Genomic DNA, 13040 nt, shown 5'->3' with positions numbered 1-13040 from the left:
GCCCATCTTCTCTGGCTTAAAAATATCCCGGGGGGTCTTGGGGGGCTGGCCCCCCATTTCTTACCCTAACAATGCACGCGCTGCTTTCTCGAAAAAGCGTTGCCCACTCATCCGAGGCAAAATTACCCGCCCGTTGACACCTCGACCGGCGTCAGATCTGTCAGCGATGCCCCGATCAGGCGCAGCGCGGAAAGCGACATGCGGCTGCCCGCCGTCTTTGGCCCGTCAAGCGGGATCAGCCTGACTGTGGATGACTTCCCGGTCGCCGGATTTACCACCCGTCCTTGAATTTCGGACTTTACCAAAGGCGTCTTCATCCAAAGCCCCGGCTCGGTCGCACTGCCCAATGACGCAACGGTGGTCCCCAGGGATTGCGCACCCTGTTCGGCCGGTTGCGCGGCAGCCGCCCGTTGTTCTGGCGTGGTCGTATCCAGGGCTTCGGCCGTCCGTGCGGCAGGCGGCGGCGGGGGTGCCGTCACGACAGGGGCCAGTTCGGTTTCTTTTACGTCGGTCGCCTCTGGCACCGCCACGGCAGGTGTCATCGGGGCATCGGCGCCGGAGCCTTTGCCCAGACCCAGCCGTTCAGGCAGAGCCCCACAGCCAGACAACGACACAACTACGGCACTCATTATAACAATATGTTTCATGCTGACCTGATTACCCGCCCCGCTGGCGGGCTTCAATCACCTAAATGTCGCTTGCCCCTGCATGGGCCGATGTTTACCTAGGTGGTATGAATGCTCCTTTGATTGATCCTTTCGCCCGCGCCATCACCTATCTGCGCGTCTCCGTGACGGACCGCTGCGACTTTCGCTGCGTCTATTGCATGTCCGAGAACATGAATTTCCTGCCCAAAAAGGAACTTCTCACGCTCGAGGAACTGGACAGGCTCTGCACCAACTTTGTCGACCTCGGGGTGCAGAAACTGCGCATTACGGGCGGTGAACCTTTGGTGCGCAAGGGCATCATGACCTTCTTTGAAAGCATGACCCGCCATCTTGACGCAGGCACGCTGAAGGAACTGACGCTGACCACAAATGGCAGCCAGCTGGAACGCTTTGCCAAGGATCTTTACGCTGCGGGCGTCCGCCGGGTGAATGTGTCGCTTGATACACTGGATGAACAGAAATTCGCCGACATCACCCGCTGGGGCCGCCTGCCCCAGGTGTTGCGCGGCATTGACGCGGCACAGGCCGCCGGTTTGCGGGTCAAGATCAATGCCGTCGCGCTGAAGGGGTTCAACGAATCCGAACTGCCCAGCATGACCGCATGGTGTGCCGACCGCGGCATTGACCTGACCTGGATCGAAGTCATGCCGATGGGGGACTTGGGCAACGAAGACCGGCTTGGCCAATATTGGTCCCTCAAGGACGTGCGCAAATCCTACGAGGATCACTATACCGTCACCGATCTGGCCGAAAGCACGGGCGGCCCGGCCCGCTATGTGCGGCTGGAAGAAACCGGCCAGAAGATCGGCTTTATCACCCCACTGTCCCACAATTTCTGCGAAAGCTGCAACCGCGTGCGCATCACCTGCACCGGCGAGATCTTCATGTGTCTGGGTCAGGAAGACGTGGCAGACCTGCGCGCACCCTTGCGCAACCACCCCAATGATGATGCCCCGCTCAAGGAGGCGATCCGCGCCGCGATCAACCTTAAGCCCAAGGGCCATGATTTCGACTATTCCCGCCAGAAACTTGACGGGCAGATGCCGCGCCACATGAGCCACACAGGCGGCTGAGGCAGCCATGCCGGTCCCTTTTCTTTATCGGGCGTGGGTCGTGGCCAGCATGGGCCTCGTGCCCTTCTTCGCACGGTCAGAGACCAGGAAACTGCGCGACCAAGGCGTTTCGGTCCTGCGTGCCCACGAAAAACTGGGGCACGCGACCCAGGACCGCACGGGCACTGGCCCGCTGATCTGGCTGCATGGGGCGTCGGTCGGCGAAAGCCTGTCGGTGCTGGCTCTGATCACCCGTATCGGGATGATGCTACCGCGTGCGCAATTCCTGATCACCTCGGGCACCGCCACATCCGCCAAGCTGATCGCGCAACGCCTGCCGCCGCGCACCACCCATCAGTTTGCGCCGCTGGACGCACCCGGACCTGTGAAACGGTTCCTGCGCCACTGGCGGCCCGATGCGGCAATCTTTGTGGAAAGCGAAATTTGGCCGCAGATGCTGCGCCGGACCCGCGCCACCGGGGCAACCATGGCGCTGGTCAATGCGCGCATGTCCGATAAAACTTTGGAAACATGGCGCAAATGGCCGAAGCTTGCGCAATACGTCCTTGAGGTGTTTGACCTGATCCTGACCCAGAATGACGCGATGGCACATAATATGGTCAGCATCAATGCGCCCTCTTCCCGTGTCGCCCGCGGCATCAATCTGAAATCCATGGCAGGCCCCTTGCCTGTCGACGAAGACGCCCTGTTCGAGGCCCGCGCCGCCTTGGGCCACCGCCCGATCTGGGTCGCGTCCTCGACCCATGCGGGCGAAGAGCAGGCTGTGCTCGACGCACATCAGGCCCTGCTGGCACGGTTTCCCGAGCTGTGTCTGATCCTTGCGCCCCGCCACCCCGAACGCGGCGATCAGGTCGAGGCCTTGATTGCCGACGCGGGTTTGTCCTGCACCCGGCGCAGCCGCAGGGATGGCCCCGGCGCGCAGGTCTATCTGGCGGATACGCTGGGGGAACTGGGGCTGTGGTACGCGCTGACCGATATCGTGTTTCTGGGCGGATCGCTGCTGCCCATCGGCGGGCATAACCCGTTCGAGGTGGCGCAATCCGGTGCTGCGGTGCTGTCGGGGCCGCATGTTTCCGCCTTTGCAGAAACCTATGACCAGCTTGAAACCGACGGGGCCGCGCGCATCGTTTCTGACGGCACTGAACTTGAGGCGCAGGTCGCGGCCCTGCTGGACGCCCCGGACGATCTTGCCAAGATGACCAAAGCCGCGCGCCAGTTCATTGAAGCGCAAGAAGATCAGCTTGATACGATTGCCGCACGGCTGGTCAAAGCATTGGAATTGCACACGTCATGACCCACCCTCTTGCCAATACAGATGTGATCGCGCCCAATTTCAAGCGCCGGCTGAGTGGCGTGACAGCCACCGTCATGCGCCTTGTCCCATTGCAAGCGCACAGCATTGCCATCGTCGCCACCGGCCCCGTGGTGCCCGATGACGTACCGCATGTCCCGCTGTCGTCGCTTCTGACCATGTCACGGCGTGGACCATCGGGCTGGCGGGTCTGGCATGCGCGGCGCAACGTCGAAATGCTGGGAGGGCTGGCGCTGCGCTATGTTTTGGGCAAGCGGCTGAAGCTGATGTTCACTTCGGCCAGCCAACGCAAGCAATCGGGACTGACCCGCTGGCTGATCAGGCGGATGGATGCGGTCGTGGCCACGTCCGACCGAACGAATGCCTATCTTGAACACCCTGCCCACGTCATCATGCACGGCATCGACACCGACAGTTTCGCGCCCTCGCCCGACCGCGCGGCACTGCGGCAGGCCCTTGGTTTGCCGGTCAAGGCAACGCTTGTCGGTTGCTATGGCCGCATCCGTGCGCAGAAAGGCACCGACGCTTTTGTCGAGGCGCTGTTGCCGATCATGCACGAAAATCCGGATGTTGTCGGCCTGGTGATGGGCCGTGCTACCGAGAAATACGCCGAATTTGAAAAGGGCCTGAAAGAGCGCGTGCAGGCCGAAGGTATGTCGGACCGCATGTTGTTCCTGCCCGAAGTCCCCGTGGGCGACATGGCCGATTTCTACCGTGTGCTGGACCTGTACGTCGCCCCGCAACGCTGGGAAGGTTTCGGCCTGACCCCGATCGAAGCGATGGCCTGCGGTGTTCCGGTCGTCGCCACCCGTGTTGGCGCGTTCGACCAGTTGATCATCGAAAACACGACCGGTCTGCTGGTCCCCCCCGACGACATTCCCGCGCTGGAGGCCGCAACCCGTGACGCGCTGTCGGATCGCGCGCGTCTGGCAAACTGGGCCACGGCAGGCCGCAGTTTCGTGATGTCGGATTTTTCAATCGAACGCGAAGCCGCGGCCCTGGTAAAACTCTACCGCGCGTTGCTGGCAGCATAGGGCGGGGTTTGCCCCCACCCTATGCCCGTATTCGCGTTAGCCCATCGGCATCCGCTGTTCCGCGATCCCTGCCCACCAGCTGCAGCCTGCGGGAATCACATCGTCGTTAAAGTTGTACAGCGGGTGATGCACCATCGCCGTGTCCCCGTTGCCGACCAGGATATAGGCACCGGGCCGCTCTTCGAGCATGAAGGCAAAGTCTTCGCCCCCCATCACCAAAGGTGCCTCGTCGCACTGACCGGAAACGCTGCGCGCGACACCGGCGGCAAATTCGGTCTGTTCGTCATGGTTCACCATCACCGGATAGTTGCGGATGTAGTTCACCTTGGCCGTGGCCCCGAACGTGGCCGCGATGCCTTCGCAAATCTCGGTCACGCGCTTTTCCGCCAGATCGCGCAGATCGTTCGACAAGGTGCGCACGGTGCCCATCAGGTTCACCCGCTGGGGAATCACGTTAAACGCCTTGGACGAGGATTCAATCGAGGTGATCGACACCACGATATTGCCGATCGGATCGGCGTTACGGCTGACGATGGTTTGCAGCGCTGTGATCATCTGGGCGGTGACAACCATGGTATCGATGGTCTCATTCGGCTTGGCCGCATGGCCGCCCAGCCCTTCGACTTCGATCTCGAGCAAATCGGTTGCCGCAAAGAACGGGCCCGGACGGATGCCGAAACTACCCGCAGGCATGCCCGGCCAGTTGTGCATGCCGTACACTTCCTGGATGCCCCAACGGTCCATCATGCCGTCTTTGCACATCTCGCGGCCACCGCCGCCGCCTTCTTCGGCGGGCTGAAAGATCACCACGACCGTGCCATCGAAATTGCGGGTTTCGGCAAGGTATTGCGCCGCGCCCAGCAACATCGCCGTGTGGCCGTCATGCCCGCAAGCGTGCATCGCGTTCGGCGTCTTCGAGGCATATTCAACGCCGGTTTGTTCGTGGATCGGCAGCGCGTCCATATCCGCGCGCAGGCCGATCACCTTGCCCGATGCCGTCGAGTTGCCCTTGATCACACCGACGACGCCCGTGCGACCGATGCCTTCGACCAATTCGTCACAGCCAAAGGCGCGCAGCTTTTCGGCGACGGTGGCAGAGGTGCGGTGGGTTTCAAACAGGATTTCGGGATGTTCGTGCAGATCGCGCCGCCACGCGGTGATGTCATCGTGCAATTCGGCAAAGCGGTTCTTAACAGGCATTGTAGGTCCTTTTTCGGGAGGTTTCAGCCAGGCGACGGGTCTTCTTACCCGAAACTTGGCAATCGTGTTTCGACCATCTCGGCAAACCAGCTACAGCCGGCGGGGATGGCTTCGTCGTTGAAGTTGTACATCGGGTGATGAACCGTCGGTCCATCGCCGTTGCCCAACATGATATAGGCACCGGGTCGTTTATTCAGCATATAGGAAAAATCCTCGCCTGCCATGATCGGCGGGGTGTCGCGGTCAACGCCGGGGGTTACCTTTTCAGCCGCTTCAGCAGCGAAATGGGTGTTGTCTTCGGCATTCACGGTGATCGGATAACCGCGTTGGTAGCCAATGTCGGCGCTGCATTGATAGGCAGCACAGGTATGGGTCACAATCGCCTCCAGCCGTTCCTGCGCCAGATCGCGGATGCCTGCGTCGAGCGTGCGCACAGTGCCACGTAAACGCACCGTTTGCGGCAGGACATTGTGGCTGTCCGTATCCGACCGCAACGTACAGACAGACACCACCATCTGCTTGATCGGGTCCACATTGCGGCTGGCGATGGATTGCAAAGCCACGACCACGTGGGCGGCGGCAAGGTTGGTGTCGATCGCCTCGTGGGGGGCTGCCGCATGGCCGCCCTGCCCGGTGATCATGATGTCGAATTCATCGGCGGCTGCCAGCAAGGCACCGGACCGGATCGCAAATTCCCCCACCGGATGGCCGGGCATGTTGTGCAAGCCGTAAACTTCGTCGATGGACCAGCGTTCCATCAAGCCTTCTTCGACCATGACATTGCCGCCGCCGCCGCCTTCTTCGGCAGGTTGAAAAATCAGCGCGACACGGCCATCGAAATTGCGCGTCTCGGCCAGATATTGCGCCGCCCCCAGCAGGATCGCCGTGTGCCCGTCATGCCCGCAGGCATGCATCTTGCCCGGATGGGTCGAGGCATATTCCAGCCCCGTTGCCTCGGCGATCGGCAACGCATCCATGTCGGCACGCAACCCGATGGTGCGGCCCGATGTGTTGGTTTTCCCTTCGATGATCGCGACAATGCCCGTTTCAGCGATACCCGTGGTGATGTCCGTAATGCCAAAGCTGCGCAGTTTGTCGGCCACAAAAGCCGAGGTTTGCGGTAAGTCGAACAGCAGTTCGGGAATGGTGTGCAGATGACGACGCCACGCAGTAATATCGGCATGGGTTTCGGCAAAGCGATTCTTGATCGGCATGAAATGCTCCGGTTGTGAAATCAGACGTTGGGACCCAGAACCATCGGGCTGCCGTCGCTGAAACGCGACAGGCGGAACCGGGTCAGATCATGCGCCACGTGGCCCCCTGTGGCCAACGCGGCCAAAACGCGCCCCATGCCCGGCCCGATACCAAAGCCATGGCCAGACATACCGGTGCCGATGGTAAGCCCCGGCAGGCTGGCGACACGGTCCACCACGGGGACAATATCGGGCATGGTATCAATCATCCCGGCCCAGGCAGCTTTGAGGCGAACGGGCGGGAGATCGGGAAACATCTTGGCAAAATTGCGCAGCAAGCGGTTGATTTTGCCCATGTTCGGCGCGGGGTTCAGAATGCGCATTGCCTCGAACGGAGTTTTCTCGTCGCTGGTCCAGCGCCGTTTGGTGCCCCAGGCGTCCGGAAATCCCTTTGGTGCGAACGGGTGCAGGACCTGCCCAAAAGGGTCGGACTTGAGCTGCGTCAGATAATGGGGAAACGCGCGCACCGCATCGGGACCGACGAAAAGTTCGGGCGCACCCGGAGGGGCCAGCGTGTATCCGCCATCGGCGCGACGGCGAAATGCAACTTTGCGGTCTGCGGCGGCACCTGCGTAAATCTCGGGCAAGGGTTCCGTCGCGGCCACATTTTCACGCACCGAAAGCTGCGGCATGGAGACGCCGTGATTGCGCAGGAACAACGAGGACCACGCCCCGCCCGCCAGGACGACCTCGGGGGCGGAGATCCGGCCCGCTTCGGTGACGACGCCCGCGACGCGCCCAGCGGCGATATCGAGGCTGCGCACCGCGCAGTTTTCAACGATCTGAACCCCTTCACGGGCCGCAATCGCCGCAAGGGCGGGCACCGCAACCCAAGGTTCGGCCCGCAGGTCGGATTCTGTCAGCAAGGCCCCCACAGGTTTTGTCGCCATGCCGGGAAACATCGCCGTGACTTGGGCGGCAGACAGAATCCTGGTGTCCACACCATTGGCGCGGGCATGGGGCAGCCAGTCTTCATAGTCTTTCATTTGGCTGGGTTTGTTCGCAAAATAGGTGATGCCGCCCTGCCGCAGACCGATGTCCACATTGGTCTGACCGGCGAGTTCCTGCCACAGACGCTGTGCATCGGCCATGATCGGCATCTCGTCCGGGTCTCGGCCTTGCTGGCGAATCCAGCCCCAGTTGCGGCTGGACTGTTCGCCCGCGATACGGCCCTTTTCAACCAGGGTGACGCGGTGGCCGTCGCGCGCCAGAAACAATGCCGTGCAGACACCGATCACGCCGCCGCCGATCACGACGACGTCCGCTTGCGCCGCGGGCGGTCCGGGATAGGTGACGGGGGTCGTGTCGTTGATCGGGAATTGCATGATCAGCGGGCCAAGGATGTGCGGGGGTCTGGTCGGGGGCCAGCCCCCGGTGCCGCAATGCGGCCCCTCCCCCGGGATATTTTCCCATTTGGAACCGAAGGTCGGGAACCAGCGATCGGTGTCATTTCAAACGCTCTACGAGGTCACGCATAAAGTCGTGGCCGGCGTTGAATTGCGAGATTTCGATGTATTCGTTTGGTTGGTGGGCCTGCGCGATGTCGCCGGGGCCGCAGATCACAGCGCTGTATCCTGCCTCTTGGAACTGTCCGGCCTCGGTCCCGTAGCTGACCTTGTGGCTGGCATTGTCGCCGGTGATCTGGCGCACGAAGGTTTCGGCCAGCCCGTCCTTTTCAGGTTGCAGAGCGGGCACATCGAACCGCGGGGTGATTTCGATATAGGTTTCGGGCACGACTTCTTGCATCTGCTTTTCGACTTCGCGCACCTTCTTGAGGTAAGCGGTGCCCCAAGCGTCTTTGTCTTCTCCCGGGACCACGCGGAAATCCATCGCGAAATTGCAGTCCTTCGCGGTGATGTTATGCGCTGTCCCGCCCGAGATCATGCCGACATGGCAGGTCGTGAAGGGCGGGTTGAACATTGCGGCCAGCTCCGTCGGCTTGCGGGCGAAGTTTTCCGTGTTCATTTCATTGGCCCATTCGATCAGCTTGGCCCCGGCCATGATCGCGTTGACGCCGGTGTGCAGCAGCGAAGAATGGACCTCGAAACCCACCACATGGGTGTTGAAGCCGATTCCGCCCTTGTGGCCTGTGACTGCCTGCATGGTGGATGGTTCGCCCACGATCACCAGACCGCCCTTGGGCAGGACCGGCTGCATCGCCTGGATCATTGGCGGGGCACCCAGGCAACCGATTTCTTCGTCAAAGCTGAGGGCGACCTGAAGCGGGCGGCTGACGCCTGCATATTTCGCTTCGACCAGCGCCCAGATGGCCATCGCGTCAAAGCCCTTCATGTCGCAGGTGCCGCGCCCGTAGTAGCGGCCATCCCGTTCGACCACGCTGAACGGGTCACTGTCCCACGGCTGGCCATCGACGGGCACCACATCGGTGTGCCCCGACAACACCACGGCCCCTTCTTCCCAAGGGCCGACATGGGCAAACAGAGCGTGTTTCGGCTCATTAGGATCAATATAGCGGTGCGAGTCGATACCGTGGCTGGACAGGTAGTCCGCCACCCAATCCACCAGCGGGATATTGCTGTCGCGCGACACCGTGGGAAAGCTGATCAGCTTCTCCATCAGCGCAAAGGGAGTCATACGTTCAGTCATCGGGCGGTCCTTCAGTAGCCGCTGTCGGTCAGCAACACCTGATGACCGGGAGAGACAGTTTTGTAAACCGACGGTTCAGGCCGGTATGTGGTGGGATGGATCGGCGAGGGAATCGGTTTGAAATTCAGCTCGCTTTCCTTCTTGCGCTTGCGCGGATCGGCGATGGGCACCGCCTTCATCAGGGCCTGGGTATAGGGGTGCTGCGGGTTTTCGAACACCTGCTGGCGGGACCCAAGTTCGACGATGCGGCCCAGATACATGACGCCCACCTGATGGCTGACCCGCTCGACGACGGCCATGTCGTGACTGATGAACAGGAAGGACAGTTCCAGTTCCTGCTGCAGTTCCAGCATAAGATTGACCACCTGCGCCTGCACCGACACGTCCAGCGCCGACACCGCCTCGTCTGCGATGATCAGCTTGGGGTTCAAGGCCAGCGCGCGGGCAATGGCGACGCGTTGACGTTGTCCGCCCGAGAGTTCGTGGGGAAAGCGACGCATAAAGCTGCGCGGCAGCTCCACCCGGTCAAACAACATTTCGATCCGTTTGGTCAGATCGGCCCCTTTGAGAGTGCCGTAGTTGTGGATCGGTTCGGCGACCTGATCGGACAACTGCATCTGCGGGTTCAACGACGCAAAGGGGTCCTGGAAAATCATCTGCATATCAAGGCGTGCTTCGCGCAGATCATTGGCGTTGAGCGCCATGATATCTTTGCCCGCGATGTCGATTTCGCCCGAAAGCGGTTCAACCAGACGCAGGATCGACCGACCGGCGGTGGATTTACCGCAACCGGATTCGCCCACAAGGCTCAGGGTTTGCCCCTTGTTGATCGAGAACGACAGGTCTTCGACGGCATGGACATTGGCGATCGTGCGGCGGAAAAAACCGCCCTGTACCGGAAAGCGGGTGGTCAGGTTCTTGACCGTCAGCAAGGTTTCATTCGTGCCTTTGATCGGCACGATTTCCTTGTCCTTGGTCCCCAGCAGCTTCATCGGTTCGGGATAGGCTTTGCCGGTCATTTCGCCCAGCTTGGGCACCGCCGCCAAAAGCGCCTTGGTATAGGGGTGCTGCGGGTTTTCGAAAATCTCTTCGACGGTGCCTTCTTCGACCTTCTTGCCGCGGAACATCACGACGACGCGGTCGGCCATCTGCGCAACGACGGCCATGTCATGGGTGATGAACATCACGGCGGTGCCGGTTTCCCGCTTTAGCCGGTCGATCAAGGCAAGGATTTCCGCCTGAATGGTCACATCCAGCGCCGTTGTGGGTTCATCGGCGATCAGCAGGCGCGGCGAACAGGCCAGCGCCATGGCGATCACGACGCGCTGGCGCATGCCGCCTGACAATTCGTGAGGATACTGCTTCAGGCGCTGGTCAGGCTGCGGGATGCGCACTTGGGTCAGCAGCTCAAGGGCGCGGGCTTCGGCCTCGGCCTTGGTCATGCCCTTGTGCAGGCGCAGCCCTTCGGTCAACTGGCGACCAACGGTAAAGACCGGGTTCAGCGCCGTCATCGGTTCCTGGAAAATCATCCCGATTTCATTGCCGCGAATTTCGCGCATCACATCCTGATCGGTCTGCGCCAGATCAACGGAAGGATTATTCTGGCGATTAAATAATAGGCGGCCACCGGCGATTTTTCCGCCGCCGAATTCAACCAGACGCATCAGCGACAGCGATGACACGGATTTACCAGAACCGGATTCGCCCACCACACAGACGGTTTCACCGGAATTAATGTTGAAACTGACGTTCTCGACCCCCAGAACCGGGCCGTCTTGGGTTTGAAATTCGACCCTAAGCTCTTGAATTTGCGCGATTGGTCCGGATGTGGTGTCGTCAAGCATGAAAATTTCCAGCGCTGATCATATTTCTGATCCGCAGACGCTAAGACCATTCAACACCCAGTGTCAAACCCGACCGGCCTGCGACGTGTTAACGCTGTCATGACGCTTGCATTTTGCGTCGAACCTGTTTCGATAGCGCCACGCGTGCTTGGGGGAGCAATGTTTCGAACCGGATCTGATGATTATTTCACCAGTTACGTTTCCTGCACTTGACCTTTTGGGCCCGATCATAAGAAAGTTGGGGTCATGTCAAAAAATGGCATCCAAAAATAAAAATGTGTGGCACCACAAATGAGTTCACCGGTGCCCAACAAGGAGTAAGTTATGACTTTGAAAACCCTATTAATGGGTGCTGTGGCTTCGATGGCCCTTGCCCCCGCTGCATTCGCAGCCGCCCACGAGGGCGAGCGCGGACGCGACGGCGAGGTAAAGATCATCTATTGGCAAGCGCCTTCGATCATGACCCCCTACCTGTCCGGTGGCACCAAGGACCTTGAGGCCGCGAGCCTCGTGATCGAACCTTTGGGCCGCTATGACGAAACCGGCGCGCTGGTGCCTTACCTGGCCACAGAAATCCCGACTGTTGAAAACGGCGGCGTTTCCGAAGACCTGAAGTCGATCACATGGAAGCTGAAAGAAGGCCTGTTGTGGTCTGACGGCACCCCCGTGACATCGGCAGACGTAAAGTTCACCGCCGAATATTGTATGCACCCTGAAGGCGGTTGCGCACAGGGGTCCAAGTTCGACGGCGTGGAAAGCATCGATATCATCGATGACCTGACCCTGACAGTGAACTTTAGCGAAGCAAAGCCAAACCCTTACGGTCCCTTCATGGGCGCACAGTCGCCGATCATTCAGGCCGCTCAATTCGCCGAATGTCTGGGGGCCAAGGCACCTGAGTGTACCGAAGCAAACTTCAACCCCATCGGCACCGGCCCCTTCATGGTCACTGATTTCCGTCCGAACGACGTAATCCAGATGGTTGCCAACCCGAACTACCGTGACCCAAGCAAACCTGCCTTTGCATCGCTGACCTTCAAAGGTGGCGGCGACGCGGCAGCAGCAGGCCGTGCCGTCATGGAAACAGGCGAATACGACTATGCCTGGAACATGCAGCTGGCACCTGACGTGCTTGCGAAAATGGCCGAAGGCGGCAAAGGCATGCCAATTTCGGCATTCGGCACCCTGGTCGAACGCATCGAAATGAACATGACCGACCCGTCGCCAGATCTGCCGGAAGGCGAACGTTCGACAGTCATGCATCCGCACCCTTTCCTCTCGGATTTCAAAGTCCGCAAGGCGCTGTCCATGGCGATCGACCGCCCGCTTCTGGTTGAAGTCGGTTATGGTCAGGCGGGTCGTCCGACCTGTAACCTGGTTCCTGCCCCTGAGCTCTATGCTTCCGACAACACAGAGTGTCTGACGCAGGATCTTGAAGGCGCAAAAGCCCTTCTTGACGAAGCCGGTTACACCGATAGCGACGGCGACGGCATCCGCGACAAAGACGGCGTCAAGCTGTCCCTTCTGTTCCAATCGTCCACAAACGCCGTCCGTCAGGATTTCCAGGCGTTGATCAAGGACTGGTGGAACCAGATCGGCGTCGAAGTCGAACTGCGCAACCTTGACGCGTCGGTCTTCTTTGGTGGTGACCCAGGTTCGCCTGACACGTTCCAGAAGTTCTATGCGGACGTTGAAATGTACGCCAACAACTTTGATGGCACAGACCCGCAGGCCTATCTGGCGTCCTACCGTTGCGGCAACGAACCAAAGCCATCCAGCCAGTGGCAGGGTGAAAACATCAACCGCTTCTGCAACGAAGAATATGATGCCCTGCTGGACGAACTGTCCCGCACAGGTGAATTGTCCAAGCGCGGCGAAATCGCCAAGCGTCTGAACAACATCATCACAAAAGAAACCATGACAATCGTTCCACTGGTTGACCGTGGTCGTGTCTCGGCTGCGTCCTCCACCCTGGGTGGCGTTGTACTGAACACATGGGATTCCGAACTTTGGAATGCCGCAGATTGGTACCGCATGAAGGAATAATTC

Annotated in this window: 10 protein-coding genes; 4 read left to right on the top strand and 6 right to left on the bottom strand. The window is 60.3% G+C overall.

Annotation, left to right across the window (positions count from 1 at the left end):
* Window positions 1–122: 122 nt before the first annotated feature.
* Window positions 123–647 (bottom strand): hypothetical protein, encoded by a 525-nt coding sequence (locus RGAI101_RS00915; protein ID WP_037227033.1) that lies wholly within the window; start codon window positions 645–647, stop codon window positions 123–125.
* Window positions 648–733: 86 nt separating this feature from the next.
* Between RGAI101_RS00915 and moaA the strand changes: the two genes are divergently transcribed.
* Genes moaA through RGAI101_RS00900 form a run of 3 tightly spaced genes read left to right on the top strand, consistent with a single transcriptional unit; the run spans window position 734 to window position 4087 of the window.
* A complete protein-coding gene (gene moaA, locus RGAI101_RS00910) occupies window positions 734–1741 on the top strand; it encodes a GTP 3',8-cyclase MoaA (RefSeq protein WP_037228846.1) in 1008 nt (335 codons plus the stop codon).
* 7 nt (window positions 1742–1748) lie between these two features.
* Window positions 1749–3035, top strand: coding sequence for a 3-deoxy-D-manno-octulosonic acid transferase (locus RGAI101_RS00905; protein ID WP_008229105.1), 1287 nt, complete (start codon window positions 1749–1751; stop codon window positions 3033–3035).
* Window positions 3032–4087, top strand: coding sequence for a glycosyltransferase family 4 protein (locus RGAI101_RS00900; RefSeq protein WP_008226481.1), 1056 nt, complete (start codon window positions 3032–3034; stop codon window positions 4085–4087). The genes RGAI101_RS00905 and RGAI101_RS00900 overlap by 4 nt, the downstream gene beginning before the upstream one ends.
* A 36-nt stretch (window positions 4088–4123) precedes the next feature.
* On the opposite strand, the gene RGAI101_RS00895 is transcribed toward RGAI101_RS00900, so the two are convergent.
* From RGAI101_RS00895 to RGAI101_RS00875, 5 genes are all read right to left on the bottom strand, one after another.
* Window positions 4124–5287, bottom strand: a complete 1164-nt coding sequence (locus RGAI101_RS00895) for a M20 aminoacylase family protein (RefSeq protein WP_008227990.1) — start codon at window positions 5285–5287, stop codon at window positions 4124–4126.
* A 44-nt stretch (window positions 5288–5331) separates the two neighbouring features.
* Window positions 5332–6501: a M20 aminoacylase family protein gene (locus RGAI101_RS00890; RefSeq protein ID WP_008226092.1), complete on the bottom strand. Its 1170-nt coding sequence runs from the start codon at window positions 6499–6501 to the stop codon at window positions 5332–5334.
* 20 nt (window positions 6502–6521) lie between these two features.
* On the bottom strand, window positions 6522–7865 hold the full coding sequence (locus RGAI101_RS00885) for an NAD(P)/FAD-dependent oxidoreductase (RefSeq protein WP_008226642.1): 1344 nt from the start codon (window positions 7863–7865) through the stop codon (window positions 6522–6524).
* A gap of 121 nt (window positions 7866–7986) precedes the next feature.
* Window positions 7987–9147: an acetylornithine deacetylase gene (argE, locus tag RGAI101_RS00880; RefSeq protein WP_037227030.1), complete on the bottom strand. Its 1161-nt coding sequence runs from the start codon at window positions 9145–9147 to the stop codon at window positions 7987–7989.
* An 11-nt stretch (window positions 9148–9158) separates the two neighbouring features.
* Window positions 9159–10991: an ABC transporter ATP-binding protein gene (locus tag RGAI101_RS00875; protein ID WP_008224966.1), complete on the bottom strand. Its 1833-nt coding sequence runs from the start codon at window positions 10989–10991 to the stop codon at window positions 9159–9161.
* 324 nt (window positions 10992–11315) lie between these two features.
* On the opposite strand from RGAI101_RS00875, the gene RGAI101_RS00870 reads away from it, so the two are divergent.
* Window positions 11316–13037, top strand: coding sequence for a peptide ABC transporter substrate-binding protein (locus RGAI101_RS00870; protein WP_037227028.1), 1722 nt, complete (start codon window positions 11316–11318; stop codon window positions 13035–13037).
* The last annotated feature ends 3 nt before the right edge of the window (window positions 13038–13040 follow it).

Source organism: Roseobacter sp. GAI101 (assembly GCF_000156335.1).
Lineage (GTDB): Bacteria > Pseudomonadota > Alphaproteobacteria > Rhodobacterales > Rhodobacteraceae > Sulfitobacter.
Note: the sequence above shows the minus strand (reverse complement) of the source record. Positions and strands in the feature narration are given on the sequence as shown.